At 43.4% G+C, this 15,279-nt stretch carries 11 protein-coding genes; 1 reads left to right on the top strand and 10 read right to left on the bottom strand.

Annotated features, from left to right (window positions below; genetic code table 11):
- Window positions 1–43: 43 nt before the first annotated feature.
- From fis to mrcB, 5 genes are all read right to left on the bottom strand, one after another.
- Window positions 44–406: a DNA-binding transcriptional regulator Fis gene (gene fis, locus I6E61_RS07505; protein ID WP_197132539.1), complete on the bottom strand. Its 363-nt coding sequence runs from the start codon at window positions 404–406 to the stop codon at window positions 44–46.
- A 205-nt stretch (window positions 407–611) separates the two neighbouring features.
- Complete coding sequence (locus I6E61_RS07500; RefSeq protein WP_197132536.1) at window positions 612–1,796, bottom strand: DUF3426 domain-containing protein; 1,185 nt, start codon at window positions 1,794–1,796, stop codon at window positions 612–614.
- 181 nt (window positions 1,797–1,977) lie between these two features.
- Window positions 1,978–2,904, bottom strand: a complete 927-nt coding sequence (gene prmA, locus I6E61_RS07495) for a 50S ribosomal protein L11 methyltransferase (protein WP_197132533.1) — start codon at window positions 2,902–2,904, stop codon at window positions 1,978–1,980.
- Window positions 2,905–3,026: 122 nt separating this feature from the next.
- Window positions 3,027–3,821 (bottom strand): tetratricopeptide repeat protein, encoded by a 795-nt coding sequence (locus tag I6E61_RS07490; RefSeq protein WP_197132530.1) that lies wholly within the window; start codon window positions 3,819–3,821, stop codon window positions 3,027–3,029.
- A 32-nt stretch (window positions 3,822–3,853) separates the two neighbouring features.
- The gene (gene mrcB, locus I6E61_RS07485; protein WP_197132527.1) at window positions 3,854–6,322 is read right to left on the bottom strand and encodes a penicillin-binding protein 1B; all 2,469 of its coding nucleotides are present in this window, start codon (window positions 6,320–6,322) and stop codon (window positions 3,854–3,856) included.
- Between the two features lie 654 nt (window positions 6,323–6,976).
- On the opposite strand from mrcB, the gene I6E61_RS07480 reads away from it, so the two are divergent.
- Window positions 6,977–9,838: a heavy metal translocating P-type ATPase gene (locus I6E61_RS07480; protein WP_197132524.1), complete on the top strand. Its 2,862-nt coding sequence runs from the start codon at window positions 6,977–6,979 to the stop codon at window positions 9,836–9,838.
- Window positions 9,839–9,846: 8 nt separating this feature from the next.
- Here the strand turns inward: I6E61_RS07480 and I6E61_RS07475 are convergent, their stop codons facing one another.
- From I6E61_RS07475 to I6E61_RS07455, 5 genes are read right to left on the bottom strand one after another with little or no spacing between them, the layout of a single operon-like run.
- Window positions 9,847–10,188 (bottom strand): hypothetical protein, encoded by a 342-nt coding sequence (locus I6E61_RS07475; protein ID WP_197132521.1) that lies wholly within the window; start codon window positions 10,186–10,188, stop codon window positions 9,847–9,849.
- Window positions 10,185–10,886 (bottom strand): GAD-like domain-containing protein, encoded by a 702-nt coding sequence (locus I6E61_RS07470; protein ID WP_197132518.1) that lies wholly within the window; start codon window positions 10,884–10,886, stop codon window positions 10,185–10,187. The genes I6E61_RS07475 and I6E61_RS07470 overlap by 4 nt, the downstream gene beginning before the upstream one ends.
- 16 nt (window positions 10,887–10,902) lie before the next feature.
- The gene (locus tag I6E61_RS07465; RefSeq protein ID WP_197132515.1) at window positions 10,903–11,418 is read right to left on the bottom strand and encodes an ankyrin repeat domain-containing protein; all 516 of its coding nucleotides are present in this window, start codon (window positions 11,416–11,418) and stop codon (window positions 10,903–10,905) included.
- A 12-nt stretch (window positions 11,419–11,430) separates the two neighbouring features.
- The gene (locus I6E61_RS07460) at window positions 11,431–12,564 is read right to left on the bottom strand and encodes a GH-E family nuclease (RefSeq protein WP_197132512.1); all 1,134 of its coding nucleotides are present in this window, start codon (window positions 12,562–12,564) and stop codon (window positions 11,431–11,433) included.
- Window positions 12,561–15,257, bottom strand: coding sequence for a DUF2345 domain-containing protein (locus I6E61_RS07455; RefSeq protein ID WP_197132509.1), 2,697 nt, complete (start codon window positions 15,255–15,257; stop codon window positions 12,561–12,563). The genes I6E61_RS07460 and I6E61_RS07455 overlap by 4 nt, the downstream gene beginning before the upstream one ends.
- Window positions 15,258–15,279: the final 22 nt, after the last annotated feature.

Raw genomic sequence — 15,279 nt, 5'->3', positions numbered from 1 at the left:
ATAGTAATGGTTGGTAAAGATAAGTGTGCTCATAGAGCAAGGGCTACATTAAGTCATAAGTTTTGAGTTTTTTGCGTAAAGTGCCACGGTTTAGACCTAGGATTTGCGCACATTTGGTTTGATTGCCTCGAGTTTTTTCAAGGACGACAGATAAGAGCGGTTCTTCTATTTGTTTTAAGATAAGCTCGTATAAGTCGGTGGGTGTCTCATCGCCTAGCATCGCAAAGTACTGTCGTACCACACGCTCAACATGTACTCGTAGCGGCTCATGCGTATTACTCGCATAGCTATCTACTGACGCATTAAGTTGGTGAGTCGGCTGAGGGTATTTTTCTTTATTATAATCGGCAGGATGCTCAGAGCTTGTAGCAAAATGATTGGCATAATGCTGTGCATGAGGCGCCATAAGATAATGTCCTTGGGATTAGGGAGAATCAAACCATAAGATATTGTGGGTATTATATCAAATTAATGTCGTCTAGCGCTGATATATTGGCGGTTATCTTAGCATTGGCGCTATTTACGAAAGCTTATTCTCAATATTGTTGATACGAACTTTTGTGATTGATAGACACCAACTCCATGTACTAAATTTTAATTTAGCTCAAAGCTTAGTATAAGGGACTGATGCTAACATCACGAATTTGTGTATTGGCAACAGGTATAGTAAAGAGTACCTGACGGTTACTGTCTGCAGCAAGCTGGCTTTGCTTACTCAATAGATAATCACTTGGTGCAGCGATAAATTCACCAATCAGCTCGTTGGTACCATAGACGCTGACTTTAACATTCGGATATAGCTGCGTGCTTGCACTTTGATTGTTTAATGTAGCGCTTATATCGCTAAATTTACCCGTCGTTTTTATTCTACTGGATCTATGATTGGTATTGGTGATAGTCAGAGCATTTATATCGGCACTGGGCAAGCTACAAGAAATAGCTGAACATATTGACTGGAGTTTTCCAGCATGAGCAGGATTTTTTACCAAGGTTTCTAAGTTGAAAATGACATATTGTGCAAACAGCAATAGTGCCAATACTAAACATCCGAGTATCCATAGTACCGATGCTGCTGAACGTTTCCTCGGTGTTGGTATGAATTGCTCTTGAGACTTTCTCATACGTTCGTCAATGGTCTTGTCTTCGTCTTTAAGTGGTACGCCCATATCGAGTAATAATTGAGATAAATCGGTATCGTCTTGCAGTATGTCTTCGTTTTTATTTTGGTCTTTCAGAAGCTTTTCGAGCCATGAGTTGTCAGTAGTATCATCGATATTGGCGTGAATATCATTAGAGACGGCTGAACTGATGCTTTTACTGGTTGTGTCAGAGGTAGTGTTCGACGGTTCATCAGGCGCTACTGAAGTATGATTGGCCTCATTTATTTGATCCAACCATGCATCCATACTGTCTAGAGAGTCATATTCTAAAGAGGTATCGTCTGGCTCATCAGTATCCATGTCATCATAGATCAATATGTCAGAGGAGATTTTTTTTGAAGGTGGTTTTTTGAGTACTGATTTAGTGTTAACTGAGCTGTTTTTATGGTCGATTTTGGAAGTTTTTACAGAGTGGTCATTTGGAGTCGATTTATCATTTTTAGGGATCGTTGTCGTAGCTACTGGAGATAGTGACGTCTGGGAAACATCAGGGTTCACAATAAGATGTTTGTTGACTAAAAAACTTTGTTGGCACTGATCACAGATGACCGTTGCATTGTCTTTATTCAGCTGATCCTGCTGTGTTTTCAAGCAGTTTTTGCAATGAGGGCATTGGGTCTGTATTGGCGTAGTCATAGGGTCGAATCCAAAAAATATGGTTATCAATACCGTTTAGCCACTCAATAAAGGCTGCCTATGATGCTAATGCCATCATTCAAAAGCTTTCAAAAATCTATAAGTCATGAGCACAGATAGAGTGGCGTCAAACACAGGGTATCTGACTGCCCTCTATCGTAACAGATGTAATTAAATGTTGCTAGCCTGTAAATGTACCAGATAGACGTTGCCAATGCTGGTCTTCTTGCGCTGTAAAAGCATGCTTTGCGTCAAGGGCAAAATAAGGCTGATAAGCATCAGTGACTTGGTCAGTCTGTGACTCTATCAAGCCTGCTAGTACGATTCTACCTTTTTGCGCGATTAAAGTTGCAAAGTAAGGCGCTAGGCCAATCAGGGGCTTTGCCAAGATATTTGCGACGATAACGTCTACTGGCAAGACAGTATTCTGTGAACAGTAATCTGTAAATTCTTCTGGCAAGAATGCTTGTAGACGGTTACCAACATCATTGCGTTCTGCATTTTGATTGGTTGCCAATACCGCTTGTGGATCGATATCGACCGCATACACTTGGCGCGCACCCAATAGCAAAGCAGCAATGCCCAAAATACCTGAGCCACAACCATAATCAATGACCACTTTATCTTTTAAATCTTGCTCTGTCAGCCAATCAAGACATAAGCGGGTGGTCGCATGATAGCCAGTACCAAATGCCAGCCCAGGATCCATAATAATATTAGTCGCGTCAGGGTTCGGTGGCGTTAGCCAATTAGGTACGATCCATAGGTTATTGGCACACTCGATAGGATTATAGTTACTCATCCACTCGCGTTCCCAGTCTTTATCATCGACAGCGCTCAGCCAAACACGGGTGGCCTGTACTTGCGCTGCGATTTCATGACTCAATTGCTCGACAACCTGAAGGCTACCAGCATCGGTCGTCGCATCAAACAAACCCGTCAAAATGACGTCATCCCATAAAGGAGATTCACCAGGTAATGGCTCAAATAAAGGCTGGTCACCTGCATCGTCTAAGGCAATAGACAGTGCGCCTGCTTCTAGTAGCAGTGCCTCAGCCAAATCGACGTTTGCTTTTTCACATTGTAAATGTAGTTGTTGCCATGCCATAACGATAACCTTAAGCTAAATTAAATGTATATTTTGGATAAATGATGGGGTGTGAAATATAAAAAGTGAACAGGTTGCAAAGTTAGAAACTGGGCGCCTATTCACTTAGATATGTTTTGATATTAGCGTAATGCTTGTTTTGCCTCACTGACCACACGTGAGTTACCTTGTGCCTGTCCTGACTGCAAAATGATTTGCCATAACGCGCGTCTGCGATTGGCGTCTTGAGAAACACTAAGCCCGCGGCGTGCCATTGCCTCTGCTTTACGAGGTTGGTTCTTTTTCAATGCCACTTGTGCTAAATAGAAATAAACCGCTGATGATTTGGGCGCTAGACGCTGCGCTCGGGTAAAGCTACTTTCGGCGTTGGTCAGTTGACCCGCTTTGAGTTGACTGATACCAGTTTGCATTAAATTGCGAAATGCTGGCAGGTTGCTATTATTACTGGTCGCTTGTTGCGTCCGTTGCTGTGAGTTTCTTCTAGCGTGCTCTAACAGCTCATTGTGTGACGGTATTGATGGCTCAGGAGTAACATAATCCTCACGAGAAGGGGTGATAATAATAGTTTCCGTTTGAGTCGGCATTGGACTAGATGGTATGAATACTGGTGTCTCTTGCGTCAATGGGTTTGTCGATTCAATTGGACTATCAGGCTCGATTGGATAATCGTTGCCATCATCCTCTTCATAGATAGGAGCTTGAGTCACAGGGGTCACAGATGTGTTAGGTATTTGCGACAATGGGACAGTTTGAGAAGGGGCTGTCGTCATCGTAGTCGGCGCAGTCTGACAAGCGCTCAAACCCAACATGCTGATAAGTGCGCTGGTTACCAGTATAGCATTGGCTGAGGTAGGCCTTTTGGGACTACCAATAACGGCTGGCTTGACTGAGGTAGCGTGCTTCTGAGATAACAACATGTTGAGACCTTTTGTAATGTTTAAAAGCAATGTTAGAACCATTCAACGGCACGTTCATACCAAGTATCAGCATCGTTTTCATCTTGCTCATCACTGTCAGCTTGACTATCGCTATCAACGGCTTCACCATTTGGAATCTCAAAGTTACCTTGCTGGTTTTGCAATTGTGACTGCTCGCGTGCACGGTCTTGTTGATATAGACCAAGCGCACAACTGCTGGCTTCTTCTGGTAGATGTGCTGATAGTACTGGCAGATAACGGGCATCAGTACAGCGCTCATTAGAGAGCTTACCTGAGTTATTCTCCAACCATAACCATTCAATGCCTTCAGGCTCTGGTAATGACACAGGCGTCAGCTTGAGACGGTCCATATAATCAACCCAAACTGGTAATGCGCCAGTACCACCGCTTAGACCGATAGGTTTGTTATCATCACGACCAACCCAAACCACACTAACGTAGTTGCCACTATAACCAGCAAACCAAGCATCTCGAAAGTCGTTCGTAGTACCTGTTTTACCCGCCAAGTTTAAATTGCTACCAAGTGATTTTGCACGTTTAGCAGAACCAGTTGCGACCACTTGCTGTAGCGCGTAATTCGTTAGGTAGTTGGTCTCAGGTGGGATGCTGCGCTGAGTATTGAGTCCAGTACGCTGCAAGATACGGCCGCGATCATCTATCACCGTACGAATACTATGAATAGGGGTGCGAAAGCCACCAGTCGCAAAGACTTGGTATACGCCAAGCATATCCATTGGGCTGAGATTGACAGAGCCTAGCAATGCTGAAGGGTAAGGTGGTATATCCTCTTTGACACCCATACGCTTTAACTGCTTAGCAAAGGTATCAATCCCAAACTCCATACCTAAGCGTACCGCCGCTTGGTTATATGATTGTGATAGCGCAGTGGTAAGCGGTATATAACCATGATCACGATTGTCGTAGTTCTTCGGGTTCCATTTAGTGCCATCACTGAGATTGACCGTAATTGGTGAGTCATCTACCGAGCTTGCGAGATTGTAGCGACCACTTTCAAGCGCTGTCATATAAATGACAGGCTTTAATAATGAACCGACTTGACGCTTGGCATCGACGGCACGGTTAAAGCCTGTAAACTCACTGCCACTACCGACCACAGATACCAGCTCGCCAGTTTCAGGATTGGCACTCACTAGCGCACCTTGCAAATCTTTGGTTTTGCTGCTCTTGCGACGTAGCTCACCCAGTTTTTTATCAACGGCTTTGTCTGCTGCCAACTGCGCAATTGGGTCTAACGTACTGATAATAGTTAAACCTTCGTTTTTGAGATCATCAGAATAATAAACAGTGTTCAGTTCACGTTTGACAATATCCAAAAAGTCAGGGAATTGGCTCTTACCCTCAACAGGTTTTTCAACGATATCGAGCGGTCGTTCAATCGCTTTATCATAGTCTTCTTGGCTAAGTGACTCTACGGCCAGCATATTACTAAGGACAACATTACGGCGTTCTTTTGAGTCATTTGGATTGCGACGCGGATTATAAATACTTGGGCCTTTTGCCATACCGACAAGCATTGCTTGTTGATCTAAGCGTAGCTCTTTGAGTGGTTTGCCAAAATAAAACTGTGAGGCCAAGCCAAAACCATTGATAGAGCGCTTACCATTCTGACCTAAATAAATCTCGTTTAGATACGTCTGTAGAATTTCGTCTTTGCTGTAATGCAATTCAAGCAATACAGCCATCAATGCTTCGTTGGCTTTGCGTTTGAGCGTACGGTCTGAGTTGAGATAGAAGTTTTTGATCAACTGCTGAGTAATGGTGGAGCCGCCCTGTCTAGAGCCACCAGAGAAATTATTTATTACGGCGCGTGCGATACCGCGTACAGATACCCCTTTGTGCTCATAAAACCCACGGTCTTCCGTGGCGATCAACGCGTCGATGAGCGGCTGCGGCACGTCATCTAATGAGACGACCATACGATCTTCGTTACTGTCTGGGTAAATACCACCAATATTGACAGGCTCTAAGCGAATGATGCCGCTCTTGGCAGGTAAGGTGCTCTGTACCGATGAAATCTTATTACCATTAATAGTCATTTTGATGACTTGCTCTTTGTCCACATCATTGGCGCTATAAGTAAAGCCACGCGTATGGATAAAGTAGGTATTACCTGACTTATGATAAGTGCCAGTTCGATCATAAGCTTTATTGCTTTGATAATTGAGCAATTCTAGCCAAGTTTTCATCGTATCTGTATCGACACTAGCACCTTGATATAATTCAAGTGGCTGTGAATATACTTTGGCAGGAATGTCCCAACGCTTACCCTCGAACTTATGGGTAATGGTACGATCAAGTTTGATTAAGTATAGCGCGAGCAGCACCATACCCGCGATAATGACAATTAATATAAGACTACTAAATACCAAGCCGCGCTGCTGTGAAGGTAGCGTGCTTACAATAGGCCTAGCAGACTGTGGTAACTGGGTATTTGGTAGCTTGGAATTGGATTTTTGCACTGATATCGCACCATTTTGGGATAAAAAACTGCTTCATAATGACGCAAAATGACAAATTTTTCAATCTATCATCGTCAAAGTCGGCATTCATTGGTATTAAACTATGAGCATTGAGACGGCTTACAGTACTTGCTTATAGTATAATCTTTATTAAAGTATTCACATTAATATAAACGCATCAAGAGCTTTTAATTGCTTTTATGGATGCCATATAGAATAGTCGTTCACGATAGCAATTTAATCTTGCTACAACGATGTGTTTTTTATGAATTATTCGCTGTTATTGTTGCGTGTTACTTTATGCTAGCAAAGCCAAGAGCTACGGCGTGTCATCAATTAGCACATTAATACATTTAGTGGCCTTAAAGTGGCTAAATTTTGCTAAACATCGTCAGAAATTTTGCCAATATGTTCATATTAACGGCAATTTCTTCCTTGTTTATCTACAATTTTTCTCATTTTAAGCCTCACAATCTAATTGATGACACGCCCTAGCTAAAATTGCTGTTTTATTTGGTTATATAACCTAAGTTCTATAACCTAAGCATTAAATACCGTGAATGATAGCAAGCTGCACGCGAAGCGAATTTACTTGAAACGAACTTGAAACGAATAAGGTTCGAGCAAACCTGTCTAAAGGAAGTAAGCGCGATTATGTCTAGTGTCCCTCCATCAATAGCCGCTACCCCAAACCATCATTATGAAGACAACTCGATTATTGAAGGTCTAGTGCTGCCACTTGCGGGCGATTGCTTTCATTGCGGCGATCCTGTACCGCAGCCGCCATTCTATGCCGAGATATTGGGTCAATCACGTGAAATGTGCTGTATGGGCTGTCAGCTGGCAGCGCAGAGTATCGTAGAGGCAGGGCTTGAGCAATATTATCTGGATCGCTCGGAGATTAGTCGTACGGCAAGCTTGCCTACTCAAATGACACGCCTTGAGGCTTATGATCATGACGAGATAAAGCAGCAGTTTGTGTATGCGCAGGATGGCATGTCAGTGGCAGAGTTGTCTGTTAATAATCTGCGTTGTGCGGCGTGTACGTGGTTGATTGAATCACGTCTCGACGAATTGGACGGTATCAGTAAGTGTCAGGTAAATCTGACCAACCAACGCATGCGAGTGATTTGGAACGAAGACAAGCTACCGATTAGCCGTATTCTAGCCGTTATCAATGAAATCGGCTATGAGGCCAAGCCTTATCGTCAAGACACGCATGAGGCCATGCTGGCACGCCATACCAATCAAATGCTGCTGCGCCTTGGCATTGCTGCGCTAGGTTCGATGCAAGCAATGATGTATGCGGTGGCGCTCTATTTTGGTGAATATAGCGATATGCTGATATTGCAGCGTGATTTTCTACGTTGGGTTTCATTGTTCGTCAGCACACCTGTTTTCTTTTATGCTGGATTACCGTTTTTTACATCAGCATGGTCAGCGGTTCGTGCCCGCCAAGTCAATATGGACGTGCCTGTCAGTATTGCGCTAATTGTGACTTTCTTCGCCAGTCTCTATGCCACGATCACTGGGCAAGGGGAAACGTATTACGATTCGGTTAGCATGTTTATTTTCTTCTTATTAGCGGGGCGTTACATCGAGCATAATGCTCGTCTAAAAGCTGCGACTATGGCCAATGATTTGGTGGTGGTTGAACCGGTATTGGTTCAAAAAGTTGCGGAAGATAAAGAAGCTGCTGAGCGTATTTTGCAACAGATTTCGCAGAACATGCTCAATGAAACGGCTAGCAATACAGAAGGTGGCACTGCTGATATTTCACGTGATAATGTGAATATGGATGTTATAAGCAACCAAAATTTATCAAGTGCTATGCCCAATTTTATGAAGAGCATAGATGATAACGTTCATGAACTAACCGTACGTATTGCCCAAGACTGGCAGCAATCGCGTAATCAGCAATTCTCTTTATTAAAACTAGAATCAAAACCAGAGTCAACAACAGACGTCAACGTCGAAGAAAAAAATAGTATACAAGATAAAAAAATGGTGACCGCTCACAGCTTGCAAGTGGGTGACATCATCATGGTAGAAGCTGGATCTGAAATTATCAGTGATGGTATTTTGCTCAGTTCAACAGCAACAGTCTCGCAAAGCCTGCTAACGGGTGAGGGCGACTTGATTATCAAGACCCAAGGCGACTATATCGTTGGTGGTGCGCAAAATGACAGTCAACCGTTTGAGATGCTAGTCACCGCACTACCAGAAGACAGCCAGATAGGCTTGATAGATAGACTTATGAACCGCGCCATGAGCGAAAAGCCAAAACTGGCACAGCAAGCAGATAAGCTGGCACGTTGGTTTGTAGCACGGATTTTAGTATTGTCCGTCTTGGTGTTTATCGGTTGGTATATCGTTGATCCAAGCCAAGCCATTTGGGCGACCGTCGCAGTATTGGTTGCAACTTGTCCTTGTGCATTGTCTTTGGCGACACCTATTGCCCTGACGGTATCGACGAATCGGTTGGCGAGCTATGGATTTTTAACGACGCGTGGACATACGCTGCAGACGCTCGCTGAAATAACCCATGTGGCTTTTGATAAAACGGGTACGCTGACTTATGGTAAGCCAAACTTACTCAATATCGAATTAACTGATCCTCTGAATCAAAAAAATATAGAAGGTTTAGCATTATCAGACCAAAAAGATAAAGTCTTAGCCATCGCTGCTGCTCTAGAAGTGGGTAGTCGCCATCCCATTGCCCACGCATTGCTGACTGCGGCTTATCAATTGCACCTGCCAGCCACGCAATCACTACAGCATTATCCAGCGGGTGGGGTAGAAGCAATGATCGACGGTGTGTTATATCGGATTGGTCATGTAGACTTTGCCTTAGACAACACCAATGATGCTAGTGAAAATAATATAAATATTGATTTAGTAACTCAACGGGCTAGCTCAGCAGTAGTATTATCTTGTCAAAATAACGATTCAGACGATTGGCAGGCGCTAGCGTGTTTTTACTTTAATGATAAGGTGCGTGACAGTGCCAAGTCGATGCTTGATACACTGAAAGCGCTAGGCATCGAGTCTGTGATGCTGACGGGTGATCCAAGTCCACAAGCGTTAGTGATGGCGAAAGGTTTGGGTATGAAATCTGCTTATAATGGTCTGTCTCCAACCGATAAGGTCAATCATATTCAAAAATTGCAGTCTGAAGGTGCAGTGGTGTTGATGGTTGGTGACGGTATCAATGATGCTCCCGTATTAGCAGCAGCAGATGTCTCGACTTCGATTGCTGGCGCGGCAGATTTGGCGCAAGTATCGAGCGATAGTATTATCTTAAACGGTCAAATAGAAGCTATTACTGCGGCCAAACGTATCGCTGATAAAACAGAACGCATCATCAAACAAAACTTTCGCTGGGCACTGGTGTACAACAGTATTGTGTTGATACCAGCAGCTTTGGGTTACGTGCCACCATGGCTCGCTGCTATTGGTATGTCACTCAGCTCGTTGTTTGTGGTCTTAAATGCTTTGCGCTTGAAGCGTGCTTAGGTTTAATTTCAGAAATGCATTGGCAGTGTAGTTATCATCTCACCCATCGACCGCTGAAACAGCGTATCAGCAGCGCTTTCTATCAGCGTGTAGGGCGATTGTTGATGGGTTTTGGTTTGCTGATCCTCTGCAATGTTTTCTAACTGGGTCTTAATCGCTTTGTGGTCATTGACATGACGTCCCGATCCCGTTGCCAACTGTGTTAAGCGTTCAGCTAGATGTTGACCGCCCAATGCTGTTTGGGTGAGAGTCAGGGTGTGCTGTTGATAGTTATGCTGTCCAGATTGCGCATGAGTTGTGAAACAATAATAAAAAACCACCCAAAGGTGGCTTAAGTCATTATGAATCATTGCAAACTATTTAAATCAGGCAGATTTGAAGTATCTTCAATGCCAAATGCCATTTGTCCTAACTTTTTAAAGTCGATATGTTGAATTTCAATCAAGTCAGCAAGGATGTTCAGATGTACAAATATGTTCATCTTATCTATATTTTTGATGGAAGCATTATCACTAATAGCAAGGGCAGGGACAAAGCCAAACATCTCATCATACTCAAGTGCACCGAACTTTTTAACGCAGCGGTCAAAAAGTAGTTTGCTATTGTTATCAACCATATCAACGTTTTTGGTCTTTTTAAAAGCGAAAAACAGTTCTATTTTTTCATTAGCTAAACCTTTTGTAATATCGTTAGCCTCTCCTATCTCTTGGTATATCCAGCCTAGAGTTGGAGTTATAGTATAAGAATGACCTGTTTTTTCTCCCCAAACATACAGCTTACCAAAACCACTACGAGCAATGACATAGTAATCGTCTTGTTTTAGAATATCTTCACCTAACCAAATAGCTAACTCGTCCGCATAATCAGAAGGATTGACTATCCAAAACAAACCCTGCTTAAAACGGCAAAAGCCCATTTTTTCCCAATAGAAAAGAAGTTTATCAGGTAGTTTGCCCCGATATTGATTAATAGTATTTAGGTCTACCTCGACTTGCCAGTCAGGTAAGCTGAACTTTTCTAAGAAGTAATTAAAACCTTTATCTGTCACAGATTTTCTCATTTGATTATTTAGTGTATCTTTCCATCATCCTAATCACTGGTATAAACTCTTCTTCGTCTGATCTATATTTTTTTATTTTCTCTAAGATTGTGCCATTACCTGTATTAATATTTACGTCACCGCCCTTATCTAGCATAAGTTTTAACAGGTCAAGCTGCTCTGGCACACCATTGATATAGGCAAGAGGGGTTAGCTTTTTTTCATCAGGAATGTTGGGATCAGCACCTGCTTCTAGTAGTAGCTTAGCGGCATCTACATTTTGTACACGCATGGCATAATGTAAAGGTGTCATACCATAGCAGTCTTGAGCGTTTACATGGACACCTTGATTCAGATAGAATTGAATGGTTTCTTTTGGTGATGGATTAATTAGGTTTGCTCTATGAAGATAGTTCCAAGACTCTACCTCTGTAATATGTAAAGGATCAATTTTTTTTTCATTAACCATTTGTTGTAGAAATGCAATATCTCCATCCCAGTTAGCTCCAATGATTTTTTCTCCGATTGTTTCTAGTTTCATAATTAATCTCCACTATTTGTTTTCTAAGAATCTTCTCATATCTTTGGTAATATCGTCTAATTCTCCACGTCCAGGTTTTTCATCGCGGTGGCTTATATTGTCAGGTCCGTTTTCAATTTTAAACAAATTAGGTTTTGAATTAACATAATCATTTAGCTGTTTCTGTGACATGCCTAACTCCTCAGAGGCTTCTATTAGCCTTCTATTCTCCCAACCATATTGATGACCGTAATGTAAAGGAGGTTCTATAACTTCACCTGTTATTTTGTCAATAGCCTTACCGTCATCAGTAAATTTATAGCGTTCTCTAATTTTACGTTCAGTATTTGCCCGAATTGATGGTCGAGTCAGATTAGTTCTAGGTTTGTTTGGATCATAAGTATAACGCCCTTTTTCATCTCTAGGAGGATCTTTTTTAGCGACAGTTGACGTTATGCTACTATTATGACTGACCGCTTCACCAGAAGCATTTCTATTGGTTGAAGCCAGTGCCGTACTCGGCTTATTACCAGCTGTCCGACCAACTCCTACGCTATTGCTACTGGCTGTCGCTGGTGTCATCTTTGACCAGCCATTAATCTCATTGACGATTTGCTGAGCGAAACGATCAAAGTCCTTTTGAATCTGTATCAGCTTTTGCTTGTTAGACTTGCTTAAACTGTTTAAAAACTTAGGAGTCAAGATGTTATTCAGTAAACCCTTTAGCCTGCTCACATCTAAGGCTTTTTTTAATGCTTGCTCTGCATTACCTTTGCCAAATTTTCTGATGAAGGCAAACAAATCAGCAGGACTTTTACCGCCAATCTTAATTGCTTTAATAGCACTTTTAACTGCATCACCAAAGACAGGTATAAGCCCTATCAATGCTGCTATGAGTAAGAACCATAAGGTGGTATCAGAAGGCTTGTCTTTTAGGTTCATGACTGCTTTGATGATGTCTCGAGCATCAATCAATTGCCCAGCGATAGGTACAGCACCGATTACAATCTCGGCAAACAGCGCCCAAGTTGACGTATTTTCACCTGTAAGAAACGAACCTGCTTCTTTTTGTAATGCTGCAAACCAGCCTGTAGGCTGCTCGTTTACCTTATTTTTTCGTTTTTGGACATTAGTATACTTTTTGGCATGTGCTACTGGATCGCTCATATCTCATCTTCCAAATCAGTATCTGGCACAAAGTCAGCGGGATCTTCACCGTAGTAAACGTTCGCTTGACCCTTTGGTACACCTTCTAAACGGGCGAAGCCATTGTCATCTAAAGTACCTTCTCTTACAGAGCCATCAGCGAACTCTACGCGATAGGGGGCTTGGCTAACAGGTGTATCATCATCGTATAGATAATTTAGTTCAATGAATGTTGGCGGCTCAGCTAAAATGTTGGAAGGTAATCCTGAAACGAATTTTCCATCCATCCCGCCGCTATCACGACTATGCTTACCAGCCTTCTCCGTAAACTGCATCGCCGCAATCGTAATATCACCGCCATCTAGCGTGATATTCGCACCGCCCGCCGTTAGCGTAATCTTATTCGTTGCCACTATCTCAACTTCTTTAGTTGAAGATGACATATTCACATCTTGCTTCGCCGTTGCCTCAAGCTTCCCTGTATGCGCAGACAGCATGATATTGTCCTTACTATTTGTCATACTAAACTGACCATCAGCGACCATTGTCAAAGACTCACTACTGACCTGATGATGACCATCACCACTACTCACCATCATATCTTGCTGAGTGGTGGTTATCATCTCACTCATCGATCGCTGAATCAGCGTATCGTCACTGACATAGCTGGTATCAGCAGCGCTATCTATCAGCGTATAGGGTGCTTGTTGATGGGTTTTGGTTTGCTGTTCCTCTGCGATGTTTTCTAACTGAGTCTTAATCGCTTTGTGGTCATTGATATGACGTCCCAGTCCCGTTGCCAATTGTGTTAAGCGCTCGGCCAGATGCTGACCGCCCAACGCCGTTTGGGTCAGAGTAGGGGTGTGCTGTTGATAGTTATGCTGCTCAGATTGTGCATGAGTTTGCGGCTGGGTGGAGAATACTAAGGCTTCGCCTGACTTGATATTGATTTGTGCACTGGTATTGGCATTGATACCTTGACGTTTACTACTGGCGCCATCACCCTCAGCATTGATAATCCCCATCTTGAGTGTGGCAGCTACTTGACCATCATCGACGTTCAGCTGTGAGTACGCTTGCTCATCTCTATGATCGCTGATCCATTCTGATAGTCCATTGTCTGTATTGCGATAGCCACTCTCAACAGCTTGCTCATTGTCCGTAACAAATAGGCTAGGGCGCGTGCTAGATAATAAGCTACCAGTATTGATTAAGTGCTCACCATCACCGATAGATTGCATCAGGGTCTGGTCGTCAGTTCTATGAGTGAAGTGACTGCCATAGTTGGCACCTGCTTGAGCTTCTAATCGATTGATAGGTTGTGCAGGGCTATCAAGCAGATAGCTCTTAGTAGGTGTCATATGATTGCGACTGTCGGTATCGCTTTGAGCATCTGTGATACCTGTCATTGGCGGTAGCACGCGTTTGCTATATAAACTACCGACCCACGGCGTGTCTGCGGTAATCAGACGCAGTTGGGTTAAGTGAATGCCTGATTCTAGTGTTGAGGCATGACGCTCATGGTGGCGACGACTTATGGTCAGTCCTGTCACATGTGCCAGACTGTTACGTGCCAAATGTACGATATGGGTCGCACGATAGTGCTGATTAAGATGGTTGTGATCAACCAATATAAATGTATCGGCAACATTCAAATCAGTGGCATGAGCAAGTGCATGATAGACGCTGTGATGGCTGTGATGACTGTTTGCTATGACAGTCGCTTCGTCGACGGTATCGGTATCGGTCACTGGGGCAAACGCAGCAGGGGTATCTAGCGTGAGTGATTGGCTATTTGCTTGATTGTCCTCTTGACCATTCTCTTGATCGTTATTGGTAGCAATATCAGCGGACTGAGTAGGGTGTGCAACACTCGCACTGTTAAAGCGTTGCATTGTCACGGAGCTTGGCTGAGTGATGATTTGCTCACTCAGTGCCAATACTGGTGCATGTACGCGGTCGTGTAATACTTGCTGGTAGCGTATCGCACCAATGTTTGCGCTAATGCCATCGCTATCGCTTGGATAGGCTGTGGTGATAATGAGCTTAGGCGGGCAATGTTCATCCGTTTGCTCATGTCGCAGATAGGCTGTCAGTCCTTGACGTGCAAGCCGCTCACGAATATGTGTCCAGTCACTGATTTGCCACTGAGTCATGCGCGCTGGTGTCCAGCCAGTAGCGTCTTCACTGCTACTATCATCGACGGTCTCTATCTCTAAAGTAGCAGTGCGTTCTGCCACCATTGCTTGTACGGATAAGTCAGTATCTATATGACAGCGTGGATGCTGATGCAGGCGATAAGTAATGGGCTGTGCGAGCAGACGATAATAACCATAGCTGCCATCGTGATCCAATTGATGTACGGCCGTCAGGTATAAATGACGATAGTTTAGACCGCTCGGGGTATCAAATCTCAAGGTAAGCGGAGTGCCGATTAAGTAAGTAAGCGATGTAAATGGCGGATGGTGACGCTCATGAATATAGACTTGAAGCAGGTAAGTGTCGATACCGTGCTGCTGATATTGCTCATTCCCATTGGGGTTTAGCTGGGCAACGATATCATCTTCAGAAGATGCTTGAATCAGCTTATTCTGCCACGCTTTATGGTCATTGATGTCCTGCTGAGCACTCGCATAGGGAGCTTGTGTACTGCCTTCACTGGCATAGAGTCTGTCAGGATGCATGGGAAGTACAGTATTGGTCAAGCGTAACATAGTTATGTCCCTATTCTTTGCG

Source organism: Psychrobacter sp. NZS113, assembly GCF_015864825.1.
Classification (GTDB): domain Bacteria; phylum Pseudomonadota; class Gammaproteobacteria; order Pseudomonadales; family Moraxellaceae; genus Psychrobacter.
This window is presented reverse-complemented; position numbering and strand designations above follow the sequence as displayed.

Coding starts and splice junctions, on each gene's coding strand:
- I6E61_RS07460 (WP_197132512.1), bottom strand. CDS start 12,564: ATGAGCGATCCAGTAGCACATGCCAAAAAGTATACTAATGTCCAAAAA.
- prmA (WP_197132533.1), bottom strand. CDS start 2,904: ATGGCATGGCAACAACTACATTTACAATGTGAAAAAGCAAACGTCGAT.
- I6E61_RS07475 (WP_197132521.1), bottom strand. CDS start 10,188: ATGATTCATAATGACTTAAGCCACCTTTGGGTGGTTTTTTATTATTGT.
- I6E61_RS07500 (WP_197132536.1), bottom strand. CDS start 1,796: ATGACTACGCCAATACAGACCCAATGCCCTCATTGCAAAAACTGCTTG.
- I6E61_RS07455 (WP_197132509.1), bottom strand. CDS start 15,257: ATGTTACGCTTGACCAATACTGTACTTCCCATGCATCCTGACAGACTC.
- I6E61_RS07465 (WP_197132515.1), bottom strand. CDS start 11,418: ATGAAACTAGAAACAATCGGAGAAAAAATCATTGGAGCTAACTGGGAT.
- fis (WP_197132539.1), bottom strand. CDS start 406: ATGGCGCCTCATGCACAGCATTATGCCAATCATTTTGCTACAAGCTCT.
- I6E61_RS07490 (WP_197132530.1), bottom strand. CDS start 3,821: ATGTTGTTATCTCAGAAGCACGCTACCTCAGTCAAGCCAGCCGTTATT.
- I6E61_RS07480 (WP_197132524.1), top strand. CDS start 6,977: ATGTCTAGTGTCCCTCCATCAATAGCCGCTACCCCAAACCATCATTAT.